This is a genomic window from Pseudoalteromonas gelatinilytica, from assembly GCF_001641615.1.
In the GTDB taxonomy this organism is placed as follows: Bacteria; Pseudomonadota; Gammaproteobacteria; order Enterobacterales; family Alteromonadaceae; genus Pseudoalteromonas; species Pseudoalteromonas gelatinilytica.
The window spans coordinates 153,611-177,768 of record NZ_LRRU01000007.1; the positions used below are offsets into that span (position 1 = coordinate 153,611).

The 24,158-nt window shown below is 42.0% G+C and carries 19 protein-coding genes; 5 read left to right on the top strand and 14 right to left on the bottom strand.

Translation table 11 applies throughout. The features are described from left to right. Positions 1-89: 89 nt before the first annotated feature. The gene (gene fusA / locus NH153_RS03435) at positions 90-2,177 is read left to right on the top strand and encodes an elongation factor G (RefSeq protein WP_063700970.1); all 2,088 of its coding nucleotides are present in this window, start codon (positions 90-92) and stop codon (positions 2,175-2,177) included. Positions 2,178-2,600: 423 nt separating this feature from the next. After that, positions 2,601-3,017 carry a hypothetical protein gene (locus tag NH153_RS03440; RefSeq protein ID WP_138625218.1) on the top strand — a complete coding sequence of 139 codons (417 nt, stop codon included), beginning with the start codon at positions 2,601-2,603 and terminating at the stop codon, positions 3,015-3,017. A gap of 84 nt (positions 3,018-3,101) precedes the next feature. On the opposite strand, the gene NH153_RS03445 is transcribed toward NH153_RS03440, so the two are convergent. The 12 genes from NH153_RS03445 to NH153_RS03500 all read right to left on the bottom strand — a co-directional run bounded on the left by NH153_RS03445 (position 3,102) and on the right by NH153_RS03500 (position 15,773). After that, positions 3,102-5,879: an ExeM/NucH family extracellular endonuclease gene (locus NH153_RS03445; protein ID WP_063700974.1), complete on the bottom strand. Its 2,778-nt coding sequence runs from the start codon at positions 5,877-5,879 to the stop codon at positions 3,102-3,104. Between the two features lie 132 nt (positions 5,880-6,011). Then, the gene (gene hemB, locus NH153_RS03450) at positions 6,012-7,022 is read right to left on the bottom strand and encodes a porphobilinogen synthase (RefSeq protein ID WP_063700976.1); all 1,011 of its coding nucleotides are present in this window, start codon (positions 7,020-7,022) and stop codon (positions 6,012-6,014) included. 13 nt (positions 7,023-7,035) lie between these two features. Next, positions 7,036-8,892 (bottom strand): sensor domain-containing diguanylate cyclase, encoded by a 1,857-nt coding sequence (locus tag NH153_RS03455; protein ID WP_063700979.1) that lies wholly within the window; start codon positions 8,890-8,892, stop codon positions 7,036-7,038. Position 8,893: 1 nt separating this feature from the next. Further along, positions 8,894-9,676 (bottom strand): TatD family hydrolase, encoded by a 783-nt coding sequence (locus NH153_RS03460; protein ID WP_063700981.1) that lies wholly within the window; start codon positions 9,674-9,676, stop codon positions 8,894-8,896. Continuing rightward, positions 9,676-10,209, bottom strand: coding sequence for a hypothetical protein (locus NH153_RS03465; RefSeq protein WP_063700983.1), 534 nt, complete (start codon positions 10,207-10,209; stop codon positions 9,676-9,678). The genes NH153_RS03460 and NH153_RS03465 overlap by 1 nt, the downstream gene beginning before the upstream one ends. Continuing rightward, a complete protein-coding gene (tatC, locus tag NH153_RS03470) occupies positions 10,210-10,950 on the bottom strand; it encodes a twin-arginine translocase subunit TatC (protein ID WP_063700986.1) in 741 nt (246 codons plus the stop codon). A gap of 50 nt (positions 10,951-11,000) precedes the next feature. Further along, the gene (gene tatB, locus NH153_RS03475; protein WP_063700988.1) at positions 11,001-11,333 is read right to left on the bottom strand and encodes a Sec-independent protein translocase protein TatB; all 333 of its coding nucleotides are present in this window, start codon (positions 11,331-11,333) and stop codon (positions 11,001-11,003) included. A gap of 5 nt (positions 11,334-11,338) precedes the next feature. Next, on the bottom strand, positions 11,339-11,578 hold the full coding sequence (gene tatA, locus NH153_RS03480) for a Sec-independent protein translocase subunit TatA (RefSeq protein WP_063700991.1): 240 nt from the start codon (positions 11,576-11,578) through the stop codon (positions 11,339-11,341). Positions 11,579-11,656: 78 nt separating this feature from the next. Next, complete coding sequence (ubiB, locus tag NH153_RS03485; RefSeq protein ID WP_063700992.1) at positions 11,657-13,258, bottom strand: ubiquinone biosynthesis regulatory protein kinase UbiB; 1,602 nt, start codon at positions 13,256-13,258, stop codon at positions 11,657-11,659. Between the two features lie 17 nt (positions 13,259-13,275). Then, positions 13,276-13,881 (bottom strand): ubiquinone biosynthesis accessory factor UbiJ, encoded by a 606-nt coding sequence (locus NH153_RS03490; RefSeq protein WP_063700993.1) that lies wholly within the window; start codon positions 13,879-13,881, stop codon positions 13,276-13,278. Between the two features lie 28 nt (positions 13,882-13,909). Continuing rightward, positions 13,910-14,665 (bottom strand): bifunctional demethylmenaquinone methyltransferase/2-methoxy-6-polyprenyl-1,4-benzoquinol methylase UbiE, encoded by a 756-nt coding sequence (gene ubiE, locus NH153_RS03495; protein ID WP_063700994.1) that lies wholly within the window; start codon positions 14,663-14,665, stop codon positions 13,910-13,912. A 121-nt stretch (positions 14,666-14,786) separates the two neighbouring features. Next, the gene (locus tag NH153_RS03500; RefSeq protein ID WP_063700996.1) at positions 14,787-15,773 is read right to left on the bottom strand and encodes a GGDEF domain-containing protein; all 987 of its coding nucleotides are present in this window, start codon (positions 15,771-15,773) and stop codon (positions 14,787-14,789) included. Between the two features lie 359 nt (positions 15,774-16,132). Between NH153_RS03500 and NH153_RS03505 the strand changes: the two genes are divergently transcribed. Together NH153_RS03505 and NH153_RS03510 are read left to right on the top strand one after the other, a co-directional pair. Next, positions 16,133-17,911 (top strand): DUF885 domain-containing protein, encoded by a 1,779-nt coding sequence (locus tag NH153_RS03505; RefSeq protein ID WP_063700997.1) that lies wholly within the window; start codon positions 16,133-16,135, stop codon positions 17,909-17,911. A gap of 103 nt (positions 17,912-18,014) precedes the next feature. Continuing rightward, positions 18,015-19,499: an FMN-binding glutamate synthase family protein gene (locus NH153_RS03510; RefSeq protein ID WP_063700999.1), complete on the top strand. Its 1,485-nt coding sequence runs from the start codon at positions 18,015-18,017 to the stop codon at positions 19,497-19,499. Between the two features lie 56 nt (positions 19,500-19,555). On the opposite strand, the gene mtnK is transcribed toward NH153_RS03510, so the two are convergent. Further along, positions 19,556-20,773: an S-methyl-5-thioribose kinase gene (mtnK, locus tag NH153_RS03515; RefSeq protein ID WP_063701001.1), complete on the bottom strand. Its 1,218-nt coding sequence runs from the start codon at positions 20,771-20,773 to the stop codon at positions 19,556-19,558. Between the two features lie 145 nt (positions 20,774-20,918). On the opposite strand from mtnK, the gene mtnA reads away from it, so the two are divergent. Then, the gene (gene mtnA, locus NH153_RS03520) at positions 20,919-21,944 is read left to right on the top strand and encodes an S-methyl-5-thioribose-1-phosphate isomerase (RefSeq protein WP_063701003.1); all 1,026 of its coding nucleotides are present in this window, start codon (positions 20,919-20,921) and stop codon (positions 21,942-21,944) included. 4 nt (positions 21,945-21,948) lie between these two features. Here mtnA and NH153_RS03525 read toward each other — a convergent pair whose 3' ends face one another. Beyond that, a complete protein-coding gene (locus NH153_RS03525; protein WP_063701005.1) occupies positions 21,949-24,117 on the bottom strand; it encodes a winged helix-turn-helix domain-containing protein in 2,169 nt (722 codons plus the stop codon). Between the last annotated feature and the right edge of the window lie 41 nt (positions 24,118-24,158).

Below are 24,158 nucleotides of genomic sequence, written 5' to 3' on the forward strand. Positions count from 1 at the left end.
GCATTTTAAGCGACTTCGATGGTGATGTTCGCTTTAAGTAATGCTATACTCCCGCCGAATAATTTTTCGACTTTATTAAGAGTAAAATAATGGCAGATTTATCGAAGTACAGAAATATTGGTATTTTCGCCCACGTTGACGCGGGTAAAACTACCACCACTGAGCGTATCCTTAAGCTTACGGGTAAAATTCATAAGACTGGTGAGGTACACGACGGTGAGTCTACTACTGACTTCATGGAACAAGAAGCTGAGCGCGGTATTACAATCCAATCAGCAGCTGTAACTTGTGAGTGGAAAGGCCACCGCTTAAACGTTATCGATACTCCGGGACACGTTGACTTCACAGTAGAAGTATACCGTTCACTTAAAGTACTAGACGGTGGTATCGGTGTATTCTGTGGTTCTGGTGGTGTTGAGCCACAATCAGAAACTAACTGGCGTTACGCTAACGAATCAGAAGTTGCACGTGTAATCTTCGTAAACAAACTAGACCGTATGGGTGCTGACTTCTACCGCGTAGTTGGTCAAGTTGAAAAAGTACTTGGTGCTAACCCACTAGTTATGACTCTACCAATCGGTATCGAAGATCAATTCTGTGGTGTTGTAGACGTACTTGAGAAAAAAGCATACGTTTGGGATGAGACTGGTCTTCCTGAAAACTACACAGTACAAGACGTTCCAGCTGACATGGTTGACAAAGTTGAAGAATACCATGAGATGCTAGTTGAGTCTGCTGTTGAGCAAGACGACGACCTAATGGAAGCGTACATGGAAGGTGAAGTTCCTTCACTAGAGCAAATCAAAGCGTGTATCCGTAAAGGTACTCGTGACCTTGCTTTCTTCCCAACTTTCTGTGGTTCTGCATTCAAAAACAAAGGTATGCAATTAGTACTAGACGCGGTTGTAGATTACCTACCTGCGCCTACAGAAGTTGATCCACAACCTCTAACTGATCCTGAAACAGGTGAAGCGACTGGTGAAGTTGCAACTGTTGATGCAGATGCGCCACTTAAAGCGTTAGCGTTCAAAATCATGGACGACCGTTTCGGTGCACTTACGTTCATCCGTATCTACTCAGGTCGTATGAAGAAAGGTGACACAGTACTTAACTCTGCAACTGGTAAAACAGAGCGTATCGGCCGTATGGTTGAGATGCAAGCTAACGACCGTAACGAGATCTCTGAAGCGCAAGCGGGTGACATCATCGCTGTTGTTGGTATGAAGAACGTTCAAACTGGTCACACTCTATGTGATCCTAAGCACGAATGTACACTTGAAGCGATGATCTTCCCTGATCCAGTTATCTCAATCGCTGTTGCTCCTAAAGACAAAGGCGGTAACGAGAAGATGGGTATCGCGATCGGTAAGATGGTTGCAGAAGATCCTTCATTCCAAGTTGAAACTGACGAAGATTCAGGCGAAACCATCCTTAAAGGTATGGGTGAGCTACACTTAGATATCAAAGTAGATATCCTTAAGCGTACTTACGGCGTAGACCTAATCGTTGGTCAACCTCAGGTTGCTTACCGTGAAACTATCACGAAAGAAATCGAAGATAGCTACACGCACAAGAAACAATCTGGTGGTTCTGGTCAATTCGGTAAGATCGATTACCGCATCAAGCCAGGTGAGCCTAACTCAGGTTTCACATTCACGTCTTCAGTTGTTGGTGGTAACGTTCCTAAGGAATTCTGGCCTGCAGTTGAGAAAGGCTTCGCATCAATGATGCAAGAAGGTGTTCTAGCTGGCTTCCCAGTGTTAGACGTTGAAGTTGAATTAGTTGACGGTGCATTCCACGCAGTTGACTCATCAGCAATCGCGTTCGAAATCGCTGCTAAAGGCGCTTTCCGTCAGTCTATCCCTAAAGCGGGCGCACAACTTCTTGAGCCAATCATGAAAGTTGACGTGTTCACTCCAGAAGACAACGTGGGTGACGTAATCGGTGACCTTAACCGTCGTCGTGGTATGATCAAAGACCAAGAAGCAGGCGCAATGGGCGTTCGCATCAAGGGTGAAGTACCACTTTCAGAAATGTTCGGTTACATCGGTCACTTACGTACTATCACGTCTGGTCGTGGTCAGTTCTCTATGGAGTTCTCACACTACGCACCATGTCCACAGAACGTAGCTGAAACTGTAATCGCTGCAGAAAAAGAGAAAAAAGCTGCTAAGTAATTAGCCTTTTAACTTCTTTAAAAAAACCCGCACTTGTTGCGGGTTTTTTATTATCTAAATTTCATGCTAAGTATTTTCGGTTACAAATTAATCATTTCATATCTTTCTAAATTAACCTGCCATTCAGCCTTTTATTATTAATGTACCTAAAGAAATCTCACACTTTTGTTGTTGTTGAAGAGTGGTGTGTAATGCATTGGTATTGCTGAGTGAAAATTGTACGATTTTAATACAAAATTCATTTTAAGAAAAAGTACATTACTATTAATTAGTTGTGTATTAATTCTTTTGTTCTAGTAAAAAAGTGCTTTTTTGTACCTTGTGTACCTTTTTTACCCTGTGTAGAATCGCAGATTAAATGATTTTTAATCATTTTGTATTAAACGTCTGCTTATTAAATATTACAACTAAAGAAACATTTTCATGAAAACGATTAAGTTAAGTCCCAATTGGACTCTACAGGGAAGCAAGATAGCATTGGCTATTCTTGTTGCATTAAGCGTTACTTTGCTGGGCGCTCCGCTCTTGATGTTGATGCTGCCAGCCCTTTTATTTATTACCGTATTAAACTTCTTACAAGTACGCTTTTTACACTGCTATAAAGCGGGTATTTGTTATTCGCGCGGATTTGGTAAGCGTTATATCAATGCTGAAGACATCCTGGCTGTTGAGTTTAACCAAGTGGCATTCATCACCGTATTTAAAATCAGCTTGCAGAATGGCAAGTCATATCAGTTTATGAACTGGCAGGTAGATGAGCAGCAACAGAGTGACATTGCTAAGCTCTATAAGTCAAAAGCAGGTTGTGCCATAAAGCCTAATCTGCAATGTAAAGCCTAATACTAGCAAGCCTCAATAATGCTAAATTATGTGAACAAAAATAAAAAAGGCCGCGAAAGCGGCCTTATTTATATATAGCGTCGTTTATTTTTTCATACGACGACGTAGTGCAAATGGTAAAGCAAGTAAGCTTAACCAAGCAAATGAACCAGAATCATCATCTTTTGACTCTTCTTCTGTTTCATCTTCTTCAACTTCTTCAGTTACATCATCAGCTTCATCGTTAGTGATGTTGATGTATAGCAGTTGTGCTTCTGATAAGTTGCCTGCGCTATCTTCTGCACGGATCATCAGCGTAAGCTTGTCTTCTTCTTCAAAGTCGAGTGCTTTAGCTACTGTGATTTCACCTGCTGCACTGATTGCAATAACATCAGCATGCTCACCTTCAATGCTAAAGCTTACTACTGGCGTGTAATCAGCGTCGCCATCAGAGAATACAAGTTGACCAATCACTGCGCCAATTTCACTGTTTTCTACGATTTCGAATGATTGACTTGCTTCAATTACTGGCGCTTGCTCTGCAGGAATAGGCTCTGCAGATTGAATATCAACAATCACAGGGTCGTGATCAGATGCGCGGTATGCGTTGTCTGCATACAGGCTAGCTTGCTGTGTATCAGACTTAAACTCTAGGTTGTAATCTAAGCTGATTGGTTCGTCAGCATTGATGTGCCAATCTGTTGCAGCAACAACTTTTCCTAGCATAGATTCTGATACTAGTGCGTGGTCAAGGCTACCAATGCGACCAGAGAAGCTATAAGAGTAACCTTGTGTGTCGCCGTCCAGTTCAGCTACTGCACTTTTAAGACCTTTATCTGCGAATGCACGGATAGGATCTTCCATTGCATAAGAGTTCATATCACCCACTAGGATGATATCTTCATCTTCAACTTCAGTTGGGTAAGTTGCTAACCAATCTGCGTATGCATTTGCACCCGCAACACGGATTTCATTCCAACATGCTTGGCCATCGCCTAAGTCAGCATTGTTGCCTTCAGCGCTGCCACAGCCGCCTTTTGATTTTAAGTGTGCAACTGCAACTGTGAAGATTTCTTCGCTCTCAAGAGATTGGAAGCTTTGCGCAATAGGTGGACGATTGCTGTAATCAAAAGGTTCTACAGTTGTATGAGCTGCTTTACCCACTTCAGATACTTTATTTGAGCGATAAATAAGTGCTGTTGTAATTTCATCAGTACCAATCTTATCAACACCAAAATCAACAAATGCGTAGGTGTTTTCTGCATCTTCGTCATTCAGTGCTTTTACTAGGCTTGCAATGGCGCTGTTTTCACCGAAACCATCGTTTTCGATTTCCATTAAGCCAATAACATCTGCATTGATAGCTGTAATTGCGCTGACAATTTTAGCTTGCTGACGGATAAACTCTTCTTCGCTGTCTGCACCACGGCTAGTTGGGAAGCCTGCACCTTGGCCGTCGCCATTAAAGTAGTTTAATACGTTAAAGCTCGCTACACGTAGATCAGCTTCTTCGTTAAGCTCTGGAGCATCTGTACGCGGGTTAGTTGCTGTGAATTCAGGCTTCACTGTTGGGTGAATGCGGTAACGGTCAAAGCTGTAACCCATTACACCAGTAATCGTATTTACAGTGTCGCCTAAACGTAATGTGTTATAGGCATCAAGACCCGTACCTGGGTAGGCAATTGGATCAAGGTTTTGCTTTGTTGAACCATCGTCGATTAAGATTTGTTTTTTAAGGTTTTCAGTTTCAATCGCATTCGCTGCATCACCTGGTAGCGCCACTTGAGTACCTTGGTATAAACGCTCAGTACCTAAGTCAACTTCACCATAGCGGCCAAGACCGTAGTTATTATTAACTACTAAAGGTTGCGCGATGGTGACTAACATACCTTCATAGGCTTCAAGGTCTGCAACGTCAGCAACTGGTAAAGTGATAGCGGTTGCATCTGTCGATAAGCCGGTTGCACAGATCTCAACTTGGCTAACATCGCCTAGTTGTGTTGCGCTGTAGTATTCTGCCACGCTACCTTTAATACGTACGTGGTCACCTACAGCAACATCAGTATCTGCGAAATAAACGAATACACCTTCAGAAGTAAGTGGGTTTGTATCAACATCAGCAGCAAGTGAGCTAATGAAGAAGCCTTTTAGTTGATCATCACCTTGGAAGTCAGCTGTAACAACACCTTCAACTTCAACTTCAGTGTTAATGAGCGGGCTGTCACCGCCTTCACCTTGAATTGCGCTAATTAACGTTTTTGTTGCGCCACACTCAAGCGGTGTCACTGGATCTGGTTCAGGTGTTGGCTCTGTGCTATCACCGTATAAACCAATATTGCTGAAATCGTCTTGGTCGAATTGTTCCCACTCATCGCTTGGGTTGAATGCTGATGTTGCATCTGTACGACCTGCAGTCACAGTTGCTTTACGGCGAAGCGTTTTATTTTGTGTAGAAACACCGCCTTCATCCCATGCTGAACCCGGATCAACACCAAGTTGACCAAAGCTATCAACGATTGCACCGTCTTTAGTTAGTACTAATGCGTCATCACCGTTGAAATAAGTGATAGTTGATTCGGTGTTGCCTTTTGCTTTTAGTTCATCTGCAGATCCTGCGTTAACAATAACGTAAGTTGCATTTGCAGCAAGTGTACCGGTTAGCGCTAAGGTGTTGTTTGGCGCAGCAAGGTCGCCATTACCATTTGAGTATAAAGAGATGGTGTAACCGTCAAGCGATAGATCAGCACCAGACGTGTTATAAAGCTCTACCGCTTTATTGTTAGAGCTTCCTTCAACGTATTCAGAGATGATTAGGTTGGCAGAAGCAGGCGCGCTCAAGCTTGCAATCACAAGCGCGAGCGGCGTTAATTTTGTATTTATCATTATTTTTCCCGTGTATGTATTATAAAAGTCCCAATATGGGACACAGTACTTTAAGAAAAATCTATGACAAATTAAATACAAAATGTTAATAAAATCGGAATAATTACCAATTTTTAGAACATTTGCTTTAGATTAGTTGTTTTTTAACCAAATTGCTGCTTGTTTTGCAAAATATGTCAGGATGCCATCGGCGCCAGCACGCTTAAATGCCAATAATGACTCCATGATTATTGCTTCTTCTGCAAGCCAACCGTTATCAATGGCCGCTTTATGCATGGCATATTCACCGCTCACTTGGTATGCAAATGTTGGTACACCAAACTCATCTTTTACGCGACGTACAACATCTAAATATGGCATACCAGGTTTTACCATAACCATGTCTGCGCCTTCTTGCAGATCAAGGGCAACTTCACGAATAGCTTCATCTGAGTTGGCTGGATCCATTTGATAGGTCTTTTTATCGGCACCTTTTAAGTTACCTGCAGAGCCTACCGCATCACGGAATGGGCCATAGTAGCTTGAAGCGTATTTTGCAGAGTAAGCCATAATACGAGTGTGGATATGACCTTCGGCTTCAAGTGCTTCACGAATAGCACCAATGCGTCCATCCATCATGTCTGAAGGTGCAACTACATCAGCACCCGCTTCGGCATGCGACAGTGCTTGTTTTACTAAGATTTCAGTTGTGACATCATTAATCACATAGCCATCTTCATCAATGATACCGTCTTGACCATGCACGGTGAACGGGTCAAGTGCCACATCAGTGATCACACCAAGGGTTGGAAAAGCTTCTTTAAGTGCACGAACAGTGCGTTGTGCTAATGCATCTGGGTTATAGGCTTCTTCAGCCAGCAACGATTTTTTATCGCTCGGTGTTACTGGGAAAATCGCCACTGCTGGCACACCTAATTCAACGAGTTCTTTTGCTTCTTCAAGTAGTAAATCAATAGAAAGACGGTCAATGCCTGGCATAGACTCAATGGCTTCGCGGCGGTTTTTACCTTCTAACACAAATACAGGAAAAATAAGGTCATTAACGGTTAGTTGGTTTTCAGCCATTAGGCGACGAGAGAAGTCATCACGACGCATGCGGCGCATACGTGTATAAGGGAAAAGGTCGAGTCCTGATTGGGCCATGCTTTGTATACTCCTAGTCTGGTAGAGGATAACTCACTACGCGATTTCGACCCGTTTGCTTGGCATGATATAAGGCTTTGTCGGCATAGTCAGTGAATAAACTTGGGTTATTAATGTCTTCAGCAATTGCGCTGTAAACACCTGCACTCAAAGTAAATTTAATCGTTGTTCCGGCAACTATTATATCAGTATTTTCTGCGGCTTTGCGTATTTGTTCGGCAATTTCTAATGCACCTGCCAGTGGTGTATTTGGCAACAGCACCACAAACTCTTCGCCGCCATAGCGCGCCACTTCATCGAGCGGGCGTTTCAGGTGTTGTTTAATGACATCGGCGGCAGATTGAATGGTTTGATCACCGGTTAAATGACCATAGGTGTCATTAATTGCTTTGAAATGGTCAATATCTAACATGATGATGGCTAAAGGTGTTTGTTCACGTCGCGAGCGACGAATATCCATCAGGAGTTTTTTATCGAAGTAACGGCGATTTTTGGTTTTTGTCAGCGCGTCTTCCATATTGAGTTGTTCAAGCTCTCGGTTTTTCTCTTCAAGCTCGCGTAACGTCACTTGTAACTCAAAGGTACGCTCCTCGATATTCGCTTCAAGGTCTTGGCGCGCCTGTTCTTGCAGCTCAAGGCGCTCGCGCATTAAGGTATCTTTTGCTTTGCTTTCCGCTAATGCATTTTGTTGCGCTGCAACTTCGGCATCGCGCTGCATCAAAAATAGTTTTATAACGGCATAGCTTAAACTTAAGCTACAAACCAAAAAGCAAATGAAGGTGAGTGAAAGCACGCCGATATTTAAATTAAACGGGTTAAACACCCCAAGTGCACTGTAAATAATGGCGCAGAAAAATGCGAATAGGGCGATTAGAAAAGCGCTACAAGGCTGTTTATATTCACGATTAAACTGTTTGATAGCAATGCCTGCAAAGATGATGAGCACCACAGGTAAACTTAACAAGCACAGTGTAATTGCAATATGAATTGGTAAGAACCACATTATTACGGCGACAAGCACCACGACCCAGGCTAACCAATACTGAAAACGATTTAAGCGAGATTTGGCAAAGCCGAATATATACCCTTGCAATGGCACAAATAACGCACCACAGATAAAGAATAGAGTCGGAATAGTCAACTGTTGAAAGGAGAAGCCGCTCGGTTGCAGGTAGCGATAACCAAAGCCATAAAGATACGCTAACGACAGCCAAAGCAAGGTAAGTAATAACCCTGTGTAGGCGAAATAGCGGCGTCTAGAAAAACCATAAAGCACTAAGTTAGTGAGTGCCAGCGATAAAATAAAGCCGACTAATAAACCGTACAATAAGTTAAATTTGCTTTTATGCTTTAGGTATTCTGAGGGTTTCCAAAGACTGAGAGGCACTCTTAAGCCGCCGTTGTTTTTAACTTTGAGATAAACCTCTGAATGGCTAGCTTTTGGAATGCTTAATGAAACTAACAGCGATTCATTTTTAATTTGTCGATTGGCTAATGGGACTGCATCACCTATTTTTGTGTTAAATAACACATGCCCACCTTGTAGATGAAAGACACTCACTTCATCGAGCAAAGGGTTATCTATCGATAATATCAGCGGTACATCATCTAAAGAGGTGTTTTTTATCGATAGCTTGAGCCACAGAGGCTTTAAAGTCATTCCTAGATTTAAGGTTTCACCTTTGCTTGCCTGCCAAACTACATTTGTATTGCTAAAGGCTTGTTGTTGAGTAATAGGATCAAGCGTGTACTCAACATGTAACGTATGTTGAGACTTAAATTGTGAGCTAACAACAACAGGGTTAGCCAGTAAGTAAGGAGTAAATAAAACAACGAAGAGTACGCCACATAGTGACCATAGGCGCTTCATCTTAACCCTTTATGGAAAATAATTGCTGAAAGTTTAGTGTAGTTTGTTTTGCCACTTCAGTAAATTCACAGCCTTTTAAATCAGCAATTTGCTGACATACATAAGGAAGGTTCTGAGGTTCGTTGCGACGAGACTTCGGTCTTGGTCGAATATTTCTTGGCATTAAAAAGGGCGCATCGGTCTCAATTAACAAGCGATTCAAAGGGATTGCTGGCACCAAGGCTTGCAGTTGCTCACCGCGGCGTTCATCGCATACCCAGCCAGTAACACCGATATAAAGCCCCATTGCTAGGTAGCTTTGCAGCGCTTTTTCATCCCCCGTAAAACAGTGCAATACACCTCGTACTTTGAAGTCACTCAAGATGGCCAACATGTCTTCACTAGCATCTCGTTCATGCAAGTACACTGGCATATTAAGCTGCTCAGCAAGCTGCAGTTGGCGTCTGAAAACACTGCGCTGTACATCACGAGGAGAAAAATCACGGTTGTAATCGAGGCCACATTCACCAATAGCAACTACTTCATGATTTTGGCTTAGTGCTGTTAAGTGTTCTTCAAGGTGGTCATCTGCGGTTTTTGCATCATGAGGGTGAACCCCCGCAGTGCAAAATTGCTTAAACTGTTTGGCGAGCTTAAGAGAGGCTTGGCTAGTTTGCAGATCGCAGCCAATAAGAAGCATCTGTGTTACATTTGCCTCAGCGGCACGTCGTAACACAGCTTCATGAATATCATCAAATTGATGATTGCTTAAGTTGACGCCAGCATCAACCAGCGAAATGCTCATTAGTTAGTGCGCTTAACGCGAATCGAACGGTTTTGGCCTTCAACTTTTAATAGGAAAGAATTGAAAACGCCACGTTCAATAACGACAACATCTTGTTCTTTTAGACGTAGGCTATCAGAACCAACTTGACGCCACTGTTGACCATTATCAAGTTCGATGATGAGCTCACCGTAAGGGGCTTTTTTCACGCTTTTAACGATAGCGCTAATCTGGTCATCATTTACTTTCGCAACTTCTTTGTGCTCTAAACCAAAGTCTTCATTTTTTGTTTTTACAATTTGTGTGCTTGCTGCTGCCGTAACAGGTGCTGCCGCAACAGGCGCTGCAGAGCTTGCTGCAGGTTGTTCAATTTGTTGTTTTGTAGCCGGTTTAGAAAGTGATTTACCCGCCATGACGTTGTCGTAACAAAGTAAACGGTTAAAATCATTTTCAACAAAAGTACAGGCTTGTAATGCTTGTAAGTTAACTTCGTTTGCTTGCGCAGTGCCAGTAATCGTTAACAGTGCAACGAATGGAATGAGTTGTTTTTTCATTTATTCCTCTGATTCCTGTTGAGGTTTGGCGGTATAAAATGCAGCCAAAATTAAGCCTAATTCAAATAATAACAGCATGGGTAATGCTAGTAATGTTTGTGACAGTACATCAGGAGGTGTTAAGAACATGGCAACCACGAATACACCTACCACGATATAAGGTCGTTTTTCTTTTAAACTTTTCGTTGTTGTTGCGCCACTCCAGCATAACAGCATGATGGCAACAGGTATTTCAAACGCAATACCAAAAGCAAAAAACAGTTTTAAAGCAAAACTTAAGTAGCTACTAATATCTGGTGCTAATGTCATCATATCAGGGCCAGTGTTGGTGAAAAACCCTAAAATAATAGGTAACACCACAAAGTAGCAAAATGCGATACCACTATAAAATAGCAAGATACTAGAGGCCAAAATAGGCATCAGCATACGCTTTTCATGTTGATACAAGCCAGGTGCAATAAAGCTCCAAACTTGATGCAGTATCATAGGAATAGCAGCAAATAACGCCACAAATAAGGTGAGTTTAAACGGCGCAAAAAAGGGTGCTGTGACATCCGTTGCGATCATGGTGGCTGTGCTAGGCAAGTTTGCAATAAGTGGAGCTGCAACAAAGCTATAAATATCGTTGGCAAAATACACCAAGCTGATAAATATTAGCAAAATGCTTAACAAAGCTTTCATAAGTCTGTTTCGTAACTCAATTAAGTGGCCAACAAAGCCTGTGTGAGCTTGCTCGGTCATAATTTACTATTCATCATCGTTGTTATTGACCACAAAAGCAGAGTTTAAATTCACTTTTTTTCGTCATTATTATTAATTTCTGCTTTTTCAGGCGTGTCTTTCTTGTAACTGTGGGTGACTGACTGAGCAGCCTTTTGAAGTTCGTTTACAGAGTTTTGCAACTCAGGCGAGAGTTCTTGCAAGTTTTGTTGCTCTGCTTTTTTTAAATTTTCATGAAGCTCATGGATACGGAGTTCTTCGTTCACTTCAGCTTTCACTGAGTTGGCGACTGACTTTAATGTTTTTACCCAGCGGCTCACTGTGCGAATTGCCACAGGCAAGCGCTCTGGGCCTAATACAATCAGACCCACGATCAGTACGACAACAAGTTCCCACATCCCCATGTTGATTAAGCCTTATGGTCGTCTTTGCTTTTCTCTACGGTTTCTTTGCTTTGCGTGTTAGAAGCTTGTTCTATTTGCTCGCTTTTAGCGCTAGTTTGGTCATCGTCAGACACGGCTTTTTTAAAGCCTTTTACCGCGCTACCTAAATCACCGCCGATGCCACGAAGTTTTTTTGTGCCAAATAACAAAACGATGATTGCCAAAATAATGATTAATTGCCAAATACTGATACCACCAAAACCCATGGGTTACTCCGTTTTTTATCAAATTTATTGAATAGACTTGTCTCGATTATACTCACCAAAACATAAATAGCACTTAGTTTATGCGCTACGCCATGCTGCGATAAAGCCCACGACAGCAAAGCCTGCCGTAATTGCACTGGCGATTAAGTCATGCTGTAAATAACATAAGCCTGAAACAATCAAACAGCTACCCGCAAAGATGCTAAGTAACAAAGGTTTAGCTGATTGCGGCGCTGGCAATTGTACAGGTTGTTGCTGACGTTTTAAGTTTTGATAAATTAAATCAGGTAATTCAGGCATTTTTTCTGCCCAAAATGGCAAGTTCGCATACATTTTTTTCATTACTGCAAGCGGACCAACTTGTTCTTTGACCCAATCTTCTAGAAAAGGTTTAGCGGTTTTCCATAAATCAAGCTGCGGATACAGTTGTCTGCCAAGGCCTTCAACATACAACAGCGTCTTTTGCAGTAACACTAATTGCGGTTGAACTTGCATATTAAAGCGACGAGCCGTATTAAACAGGTTTACTAACACATGGCCAAACGAGATTTCGGCAAGCGGTTTATTGAAAATGGGTTCGCACACAGTACGAATCGCAAACTCAAACTCTTCAATACTGGTATCGGCTGGCACCCAGCCAGAATCTACGTGTAGTTGTGCGACTTGGCGGTAATCACGGTTGAAGAAGGCAATAAAGTTCTCTGCTAAATAGCGTTTGTCTTCACGATTAAGGGTGCCGACAATGCCGCAATCGATGCCGATGTATTTTGGATTATGCGGGTTTTCGCGAGACACGAAGATATTACCCGGGTGCATATCTGCATGGAAAAAACTATCACGGAAAACTTGTGTGAAAAACACTTCAACCCCGCGTTCAGCCAGCAGCTGCATATTGGTATTTTGTGCCAGCAATGCGTCGGTATCAGATACTGGAATACCGTAAATACGCTCCATTACTAATACATTACTGCGGCTATAATCACTGTAAACAAAAGGAATGTAGAGAGAATCTGAATCTTCAAAGTTACGGCGTAGCTGAATCGCATTCGCCCCTTCACGCATTAAGTCGAGCTCATCCAGCAAGGTTTTTTTGTACTCGTTTACTACCTCAATTGGGCGTAAACGTTTCGCTTCTTTTAATAACTTAGCCACTAAGCGTGCGACTTTTTGCATTAGCATTAAGTCGGCATCAATTTGCTCTTTAATGTTAGGGCGAATGACCTTAATCACCACATCTTGAGGAGTGCCATGTTCATCAATTAAGGTTGCCGTGTGAACTTGTGCAATCGATGCTGATGCCAAAGGTGTTTGCGAAAAATCACTAAACAACTCACTGATATCATTAATGCCAAGCGCTTTTTCAATAAGCTGCTGAGCAAGTTCACCTTCAAAAGGCTCAACCTGATCTTGCAATAAGGCAAGTTCTAATGCGACATCATGCGGCAGTAAATCACGGCGTGTCGATAGCATTTGGCCAAACTTGATCCACACCGGGCCAAGCTCTTGCAAAGCAAGTCGCAAGCGCATACCTGCAGGTTTATCTTTATGTTGATTACGTAACCAAAATAAGCTGCCACGGGCAAGCTTTGCAAACCAAGGCACTCGCTTACGTGGAATTAATTCGTCTAAGCCATAGCTCAGGAGTGTTTTAGTGATGTAATAAAGGCGAGCAGACGACACACAAGTTCCTTAGCGCATTAGCGAGACTGTAACAGCGCGTTAATTCGCATCTCTAACTGAGATACTTGGCTTTTTAATTGGCGATTTTGCTGTTTAAATTCAGCAAGTTCTAGTGGGTGAATAGTCACTGATAGCTCATCTTGGCAAAGTGTTGTTAGGGTATTTTCTAACTTACTTTTTGTTTGTGAACCACGACGTTTTAGGGCTTGGAAAGAAAGCCATAACTGCTGGGCTGGCGCATCACCAATATAACGCGAAAAATGTTCAGGCCAATCAATATCAAGCTCTGCAAACGCATTGCTAAAACCTTGCGCAAGATTTAAATCGCCTTGTAGGTCAAGCTTATCTTGGCGAATGAGTTGCGTCAGCATTGATGGATCTTTAAGGGCCAACAAGGTGTTGATATCAGCGCTGATCATGCAGTCAAAACTGCGCTCTTGCGTGCTGTATAAGTGAATTTGCTCGTCGCTGTAAACGCACAAAATGGATTGTTGCCAATCACGAACTTCAATCAGCAGCTGTTTATCAGCAATTGCTGCAAGCTTGCCCTGTAACTGGGGGTCTAGCGGCAGCAATTGATTAATGATTCGTTCGACGAGTGATAACAGAGCGTTTGCTAACATCGCGTTACCTACTTACTTTACAGAATTTCTAGTATTTAAAACCACGGTGAAGGGCAACAATACCGCCAGTTAGATTTTGATAGCTCGTTTGTTCAAAACCGGCATCTTCCATCATCCCTTTCAATGTTTCTTGGTCTGGATGCATACGGATTGATTCAGCAAGGTATTGGTAAGACTCGCTGTCATTTGCCACTAACTGACCCATCTTAGGTAAGATATTGAATGAATAGAAGTCGTAAGCTTTGCTTAGCGCTTCGTGTTCTGGTTTCGAGAACTCAAGCACAAGTAAGCGGCCGCCCGGCTTAAGAATACGATACATTGAGCGAAGTGCTTTATCTTTATCGGTCACGTTACGAAGACCAAAGGCAATCGTAATTAAATCAAAGCTGTTGTCAGGAAATGGCAATGCTTCGGCATTCATTTGTACATATTCAATATTGCCAACACGACCAAGATTACGCAGTTTCTCGCGGCCAACTTTCAGCATTGAAGAGTTGATATCGCCTAAGATAACTTGACCCGTTTCACCAACTAACTGACTAAATTTAGCGGTCAAATCACCTGTACCGCCAGCAAGGTCTAATACATAGTGACCTTTACGAACACCAGAACTTGCAATAGTTTGGCGTTTCCATAAACGATGAATACCGAACGACATTAGATCATTCATTACGTCATACTTTGCAGCGACTGAGTGGAATACATCTGCAACCATTGATGCTTTGTCGTTTTCAGCAACGGTTTTATAGCCAAAATGCGTGGTCTTTTCTTGATTCTCGTTCATGATTAATCTCTATCGTGGCAATAAAGACTAGTGTACTTGATTGTAGCTGTGGGGTGCAATTTGATTATAACTAAATCATCAGATTAGCGTGGCTTTTCATGACTTAGCGCAGTTTTAAACTTTATTGGCCGGCAATAAAACTACTTTGCCCTAGTGACTTTGCTTTTGCTGCTGCTAAAGATGCTTTTCGGGCTAAACTGTTAAAGTCGCCATCACCTTCATGTTTCGCGATCCCTAGAGCTAGGGTAATCGCGGGGAGTTTAGTGCCATTTTTGGAGCTGACAAAACGTAGCTTTTCGACACCATTTCGTACTTTTTCGGCAATTAAGTTCGCCGTTTCAGGCTCTATATCAGCAAGTAAAATGGTAAACTCATCTTTACTTGTACGCCCAGGTAAACCGCTTTCACGCACGTACTTTTGCACTTGCTTCGCGACTTTATTTAAAATCACCTCACCAATCACATCGCCATAGTTTTCAATAAAATGGTTTAAGTTCTCAATATGAATAGAAATCGCACAAACCGCTTTATTTTGACCAACCCAGAGTTGGGTTTGTTGATTTAAGTAATGGCGTTTGTATAAGCCAGTTTGCTGGTCGGTGATATGTTGCTTACGTAATTGGGTGAGTTGTTTTTGGGTTTTTTCTTGAAGTGCTTTTGCCTTTGCTATTTCTTGCTTAAATTGACGATGTTGATTGAGCAGCACTTCAGACTGTTTACTGAGCATTTTTAATGCGTGGCGCGTTTGCTCAATGTTGTTTTCATCAATTGAATGCACACAATCGGTAATTTGTTCGGCAAAGCGCACAATGTTTTGTTCGTTATTGCTGGCATTACGCGAAAGGGTATTTATAACCGAGTCAACATTGCGAACAATCGCCGTTTTCATTTTATGGCCTTGTTCCATAAAATCGAAATACAACTGTTCTACATAAACACAATCGATGGTTTTTCTTTGTGCGACTGCACGGTCAATAGCGGCGTTAAGTTTTGGATTAGATTGGCTGACGTAGGTATAAACAACCTGATAGTTTAGTGGTGACGGCGGTAATGCGTGATGTTCTAAAAAGATACATACCTTTGTCATTTTTTCTTGAGCAATAGCCATGGAATCATGGAACATCATTTTTCAATACCACTAAATACGCATATCAACCAATTAATAATCTCTTCCGTAAGGTGTATTTGCTTCCAAGCATAAATACTGAGTCTACAGTAATCTGTAATCAACCTATTTAAAAGCAAAATCGCTAACTTTGGAACTTAAATTTGTTTCGTTTGTGTCTATTAGCTGATTTTCTCAACAACTTTAACAAGTGTAATTAAAAATTGTTTAAAGCTTGCTCACTGTTGTTTACACAGCGCTGCTAATTTAAGCGCATTTAACCTGAGCTTGGTCGCATTTGCTTGGGTTTTAGCCAGTGCTGCGCTACTTTAGCGATACTGATTAAAACTAAAAAGAATGCTATGAAACAAACACTGTCGCGAACTTTAAACCGCTCTGTTATTGCGGTTGCTTTAGCGTGTACTTTAAGCGCTTGTCAGGTAACAAATATTGATGCTGATCAGCAATTTACTCAAGTAGCCGAAAATATTGTTAATTATCGCCAAAGCATCAGCCCATATGGCAAAGAAAATGGCGTAGATGGGTATTTATTAGAAAATCTATCGGCTGAATTTTTAGAGCAAAAATACAAGAAGAATACTGAATTACTTGCTGAGCTAGATGCTATAGACCGTGATAAGTTATCTGAAGAAAACCGCATTAACCTGACTATTTTGCGTGGCCAAGTGCAAAATAGTGTCGATGAATATGTCTTCAATACGCACTATATGCCACTGACATCTGAGTATGGGTTTCATTCTAGCTTGTCGTTTATGGTTTCTAGCTCTGATTACACAAAACCGCAAGACTACCAGTTATACCTTGCTAAATTGCAGCAAATTCCCCGCTATTTCTCGCAAAATATCGGCTGGATGCGCAAAGGTCTTGAAGTGGGTTTAACCCAACCAAAGGCTGTGTTAGAAGGCTATCAAGACTCTATTACGGCTTATATTGTTGATGATGCTACCCAGTCTGAATTTTACAAACCATTCTTAAATAACACGGCAGGTTTGAGTGATAGCGAATTTGCTGCATTACAAAAGCAAGCACAAACCATTATTAAAGAACAGGTTATTCCGGCTTATCAAGGTTACTTAACTTTCTTTAATAACGAATATCAACCGGGTGCACGTACTGACATTGGCATTTCAAGTACACCAAATGGTAAGGCGTTTTATGAAAATCGCGCCAAGTATTACACCACTACTGATATGACGCCGAAAGAAATCCATGAGCTGGGTTTACAAGAAGTCGCGCGTATTCGTGCAGAAATGGAAAAAATTATTGAGAAAGTAGGTTTTGAAGGCTCGTTTGCTGATTTTGTCCACTTTTTACGAACTGATCCGCAATTTTACGCAAAAACACCGAAAGATTTGCTAAAAGAAGCGTCTTACATCGCCAAGAAAATGGATGCGCAGTTACCTAAATTATTCCATACCTTACCGAGAATGCCGTACGGTGTTGCGCCAGTGCCTGAGAGTATTGCCCCTAAATATACAACGGGTCGTTACTCAGGGTCTCGTCGTGATGATCAAGCGGGTTATTACTGGGTTAATACCTATGCGCTAGATAAGCGCCCGTTGTATGTTCTTGAAGCATTAACCCTACACGAAGCTGTACCTGGTCATCATTTACAAATTTCACTTAATGCTGAACTTGAGTCATTACCAAGCTATCGCCGCAATGCATATTTGTCGGCATTTGGCGAAGGTTGGGGCTTATATTCGGAATTTTTAGGTATCGAAGCGGGCTTTTACCAAGACCCATACAGTGACTTTGGTCGATTAACCTATGAAATGTGGCGTGCTGCGCGTTTAGTGGTTGATACAGGTATGCATATGTATGGCTGGAGTCGCGAACGCGCAATGAAATTTATGAGCGAAAACACCGCGCTTTCATTACATAACGTGAAGACTGAAACCGACCGTTATATTTCATGGCCTGCACAAGCGTTGTCATACAAAATTGGTGAGCTAACGATTAAACGTTTACGCCATGAAGCAGAGCAAGCGCTTGGCCAAGACTTTGATATTCGCGAATTCCACCATCAAATATTACGTCATGGCTCAGTGCCAATGTCGGTGCTTGAAGAGCAAATTCAACTTTATATTAAAGCTGAGCTAGCAAAACGAGCAGCATAGCAGATGAGAAAGGCGTGATTTACATCACGCCTTTTTTGTTTATTGCACGTAATATAAACACCTTATATGCTTTGAAGGATGTCATTTCACAAAGGGGCCTTGGATGAGTGATTTTATAATTTTTAGTATCGATGTTTTTGCCAGCTTATTTATTTTTGCACTCGGGATAGGTTTGCTGGTGATTGTGTGCTTTTACATTAGTGATGTGACGCAGTCTAAACAGGCGATTCGCCGTAATTACCCGGTGATCGGCCGCTTTCGTTATTTCTTTGAGCGCCAAGGTGAATTCTTCCGTCAATACTTCTTTGCAATGGATAGAGAAGAGTTGCCATTTAACCGTGCTGATCGAAGCTGGGTTTATCGTGCTGCGAAAAATGTTGACCGTACTACGGCCTTTGGCTCAACACAAAGTCTTGAGGCAACGGGCACTGTGATGTTTATGAACTGTGCGTTTCCAACCTTAGATGAAGATGCACTTGACCCTAGTGAAGTCACGTTAGGGCCTTATTGCCAAACTCCTTATACAACAAACTCGTTATTTAATATTTCTGGTATGAGCTTTGGTGCCTTATCTAAGCCTGCTGTTCGTGCGTTATCGCGAGGTGCAAAGTTAGCAGGCTGTTGGATGAATACAGGCGAAGGTGGGCTCAGTCCTTATCACCTTGAAGGTGGTGCAGATATTGTGTTTCAGATTGGCACGGCAAAATATGGTGTACGAGATGAGCACGGCAAATTAAGCATCGAAAAACTCAAAGCAATTGCTGAGCATGAACAAGTTAAAATGTTCGAAATTAAAATGAGTCAAGGTGCCAAACCCGGTAAAGGGGGGATGTTACCAGGGCGTAAAGTGACTGCTGAAATTGCAAAGATCCGGGGCATTCCTGAAGGGCATGACTCGATTAGTCCAAATGGTCACCCAGAGATTAAATGCCCAGCAGATTTACTCGATATGATTGAAACGGTACGCAGTACCACAGGTAAACCAACCGGTTTTAAAGCGGTGATTGGTGAATACACTTGGCTCGAAACCTTGTTCAGTGAAATTAATAACCGAGGCATTGAATCAGCGCCTGATTTCATCACTATTGATAGTGCCGACGGCGGTACGGGCGCAGCTCCTCAACCCTTGATGGATTCAGTTGGTTTACCGCTTCGAGAGAGCTTGCCTTTGGTTGTCGATCTGCTAAAAAAACATGGTCTCAGAGAGCGAGTGAAAGTGATTGCATCGGGTAAGCTAATCGTACCGTCAAAAGTGGCTTGGGCATTGGCACTTGGGGCTGATTTTATTGTTTCGGCGCGCGGTCATATGTTTTCGCTAGGTTGTATTCAGGCTCTGCAGTGTAATAAAGATACCTGTCCGACCGGTATTACGACTCACAATGAACGCTTACAACGAGGCTTAGATGTGACCGATAAGGCACAGCGTGTCGCTAATTATAATAAGTTTATTCACTATGGTGCAGGGCTGATTGCTCACTCGTGTGGTGTATCAAGTGCCCGTGAGTTAGCTCGCCAGCATGTGCGTGTAGTACAGGAGAATGGTTTATCAGAGCCGCTCGATAAAATGTATGAGCACTACAATAAATAATCTAGTTGAGTTGAATAATTAAAAGGCGCATTGAGCGCCTTTTTACTTTTTGCTAGTTAATTTAATAAACTGATTAATAAAGAAAAGAACTCGTCTTTATTGTTACAGCTTGTGGCATTGAGCATCAGTTGCTCGCCAAGTACGAGTGTTTGTTGTTGTACTGCTAAACGCGCTTGTTCATCTTCAATTCCATCGATATCAGCAACATGGGCTAAACCAATAGTACGGCGAATAAGTTCAGCGCCACAGTAACCAATTGCATCACGCAATACGTGTTGTAAGTAATCTTCGATAAAGGCGCGGTTTGCAAAGCTAATATCAGTTGCTTCGCTGCTTGCTAGGTTTAACCAATGTTGTTCAAATTGGCTGTAACAGTCTTGTAAGCAGGTTAATAAATGAGTTTGAAACTGACGGCGCTTTGCTTGTTCGGCAATACGTCCATTTTGGGCACAGTAATTTAGTAACAAATTACCCATAAATGAGCCGATATCGAAACCAACAGGGCCAAAAAAACCGAACTCTGGGTCGATCATTTTAGTGGTTTTGCTATCAACAAAAATGCTGCCACTATGCATATCGCCATGCAATAAAGTTTGCGGGCATGATAAGAATTTCGCTTTTAATTTCGCTGCTGCTAGTTTTAAAGCATCATTATTACGAATACTTTCGACGTGCTCAGTAAGCTCTGCAGGGAAATTATTGCGCTCATGTTCAATGTACGGATCAGTGAAAAATAAGTCTTCCGTGATCTTACATAAATCAGGGTTAATAAATTGACTGACTTTGGCTTTTTTATCTTCAGCAGATAAATAAAAGTCTGAGTTATAAAAGCCTGTACGGCTTAAATACAGTGCAACATGATTGGCCAGTAATGGGAATTGCTCGGCCTTGATTTGTGCGCCACGTAAAATTTGTAGGTCGCCTAAATCTTCTAATACGGTTAACGCCAACTCGACATTGTGATGCAGTATTGCCACAGTATGTTCAGGGCATAACTGACCATGATTAATCAATACTTCAGCTTCAATGCGTGCGCGGTCTAACGATAACGGCCATGACTCACCTACACAACGGGCGTAAGGAAGTGCCTGCTTTAAAATTACACTGTTGTTGTGCTGATCAGCAACCCGAAAAACTAAGTTTAAGTTTCCATCACCAAATTCGTATGCAGTCAGTGTTGCATCAGCAGCGAATACTGAGCTTAACTCATTTTCGATAAGTTTTTTAATGTAATCAACAGCATGCTCTGCAGTGAAGGCAGTATAGTTAGCCATAGCTTTATCTCGTAATACAATTAACTTTAAGCATTCTATACCTGTAACCGTTTAGATGTCCATACATCTAGCTTGTTAGTTGTCAAAACTGATGTAAAATAACTATTCACTTAAATTAGTTTTTCATTAGTAATTCGGATTCAGTATGCAAGATCTCATCGCCAGCAGTATTAAATATCAGCAAGGTACGTTAACCGTGCTTGACCAGTATTTGTTGCCACATCAACAGCATTGGCATGTGTGCAATGATGTTGAAACGATGAAAGACCTGATCTTGACCTTGAAAATTAGAGGCGCACCTTTAATTGGCTTAGGAGCGAGTTTATTGGTTGCACATTTAGCAGAGCAGGGCATGAGTCAGTCAGCACTTGCGGTTGCTATAGATGAACTAGAAGCAACCCGCCCAACCGCCGTTAACCTAATGCACTGTATGGCCAAGTTACGTACAGCACTGATAGAGACTGATTATGTTGCTGCTGTTGTCGCGACTGCTGAACAGTTATTTAAAGAAGATATTGCCCTTTGCGATAGCATGGCAGAACGTGGTGCAGCCTTGGTTGATAAAGGCGATAACATTTTAACGCACTGTAATACAGGTGCGTTGGCAACGGCTGGTGTAGGCACTGCATTAGGTGTGATTTATAAAGCGCAGCAACGCCATGGTGATATTCATGTTTGGGTTGATGAGACACGACCGTTACTGCAAGGCGGTCGCTTAACAGCTTTTGAGCTTGAGCGTTGGCAAATCCCTTATACTTTGATTTGCGATAACATGGCAGCCAGTTTAATGGCTGCGGGCAAAGTAGATAAAATCTTTGTAGGTGCAGACCGTATTGCTGCAAACGGTGACTTTGCAAATAAAGTCGGCACTTATAACCTCGCTGTGTTAGCGCATTTCCATAACATTCCATTTTATGTCGTTGCGCCACTTACGACGCTTGATACACAAACGGTGTGTGGTGCCGATATCGAAATTGAGCAACGCAGTCCCAACGAAGTGCGCGGTGTTAGCGGTAGTTTTGGTGAAGCGATGTGGGCACCGACTAACGCAAAGGTTTATAACCCGGCATTTGATGTTACACCGGCTAGCCTAGTCACAGGCTGGGTGCTCGATAGCGGCGTTTATAACCAATCCGATATCGAGCAAGGTGTTCTAAAGCAGCTAAAGTAGAAAATTACTCAGCACTTTTTTTAGTGTAAAGCTCAATGCTGTTTTGAGTATTTGCTGTTAAGAATGAAATAGCGAGCTTGTCATTATTGGCATTGAGATGGCTAATAAAGTGCAAATGCTGCAGTTGAACTGCAAGTTCAACATCCTTCATTTTTGCTAAGTTGATGCTATACACTTCTGCTTCGGTGGCGATGTACAAGCTGTGCTGGTTACTTGCCATCGAGATAATCGAAGGTTTTAGCTCGATAAGTTTGTCTGGGGTCACCAGTTCACTATAGGTATTATTGTCACTGTCTAGTAGCAGGTATTTTGCGTACTTAGAATGCACGATTAGCTGATCATCATCATACCAAGCAATTTCTAAAGGGGTGTCGATGGTGCTTTTAACAACGTGATCGCTATTGGTGTGCAAAATCATTATTTGGTTTTGCTGGCTGCTAAGCTCTGTATAAATCACTGCAATTTTATTGCCTCTGATTGCTGCCAATTTGCTGTTTCCTGGTAGCGTCCAGTGTTTAATTTCTGAAAAATCATTGGCACTTAATAAGCTTAGTTGCTGAGTGGTTTTATTAAAACTTACGAGCTGACTGCTGTCGCTATTTGCAGTAATAACGGTCGTATCTTCGCCAAGCTTGTCGGTTATATCTATATATTGGTTATCTTTTCTCAGCCAATGTTGGCGCTTATAGAATTCAAAATCAGCGAAGTAGACATCATTATTCGGTAGTGCGACAACATCATCCTCATGCTTATTTGCCGTAGCAATATAGCTCATTTGTTTTGATTTTAAGTCAAATATGGCCCCATCATTGTCGTGTAAATCAGTGCTGATCAAAACACTTTGTTTATTAAGGGGGTAGGCGAAATTAGCTCGCTTTACTGGTGCTTTAACAGGTTGTCCTCGGCTCATGGTATCAAACGAAAATGATTCGATCGTCAATTTACCGCGGTTATACCAAACCAGCGAGTTAGTTTGCTCATCATAAGTCGCAGCCCAAGAGCGGTAGTTGTTCGTCGTTAAGAGTTTAAGTGAGCTGCCGTCTAAATTTGCCATGTAAATCTCTGCTTGACCCACATTATGGCGCTCGAAAATAATCCGACTAGGGTTTTTGATGGTGGTTAAAATGTAGTCGCCAGTCCCTGTGATATTTGGTGAAGTAATGCGAATTTCTTCACCTGTTTTTAAATCTTGAGCATAAAGGGCGTTTAAGTGAGTTAAACCACGGTAGTTATTTCGTCTTGTAATTGCCACATTGCCGACCTCCATGTACTGGGTTGGAGATAAGCTACGTATAAATTGATTGGTTCTAGGCTTAATTAAAGCTTCATTCGATAACAGGTTGCTTGCTTGCCAAGCAATACAATCGTTGTAATCACTTCCTTCACATGAACCATAGAATAGACGCTCGCCATCGTCAGACCAGCCTTGTAAAAAGAGATCCCCTGATGCAATTTGGTACTCTTTTTTAGTTGTTAAGTCGACAACATAAAGGTACTTATCATCAATATCATTTTGCAGTATGTAGGCTAATTTTGTTTTGTCTTGATTGAGCATTAAGCGGTAGTGTGTGCCTTTATGCCAGGAAATCGTTTCTACTTGCAGGTCTAAAAGTGGTGCTTCGCTTTGGTCTTCAGTAGTGGCTTTAGGTTGTTGTAAGAACAACCAAATAGCAGCAAGCAGTAAACTCAATACTAAGGCTGCAAAAGGCCACGGCCAGCGAGAAGTATGATCTTTTTTTGGACTAATGTTGGCTGTATTAACTTGAGTCTCAGCGTCTTTATCTGCTGTTATTACATTTTCTGTTTTTAGCGGCTCTGTACTCACCGCGTGATCAAGAAACTTAACTTCAATAAATAAACTGTAGCCTTTGCGGTAATGGGTTTTAATGGTTTGCCCAGGCTGCTTTTCTGACTTGAGTACTTTTCTTAATTCTGAGATGGCGCGGTTGATGGCATTGTCATCAACGAAGCTTTGTTGCCAAATGTTTTCAACCAATTCTTGGCGAGTGATAATGCGATCATTATGGGTAATGAAAAAGCACAAGAGTTTATAAAGTAAAGGTTCTAGTTCGCGCGTATGCGTGCCATCGCTGATGGTTTGCTGCTGAGTGTTAAATTGCCACTCACCCACATAAATAACGGTATCGCGTAAGGGTGAAAATGCCGACCCCATGTTTAGTCCTTTAACTAAAATGTAATAATCTTGATGGGGAA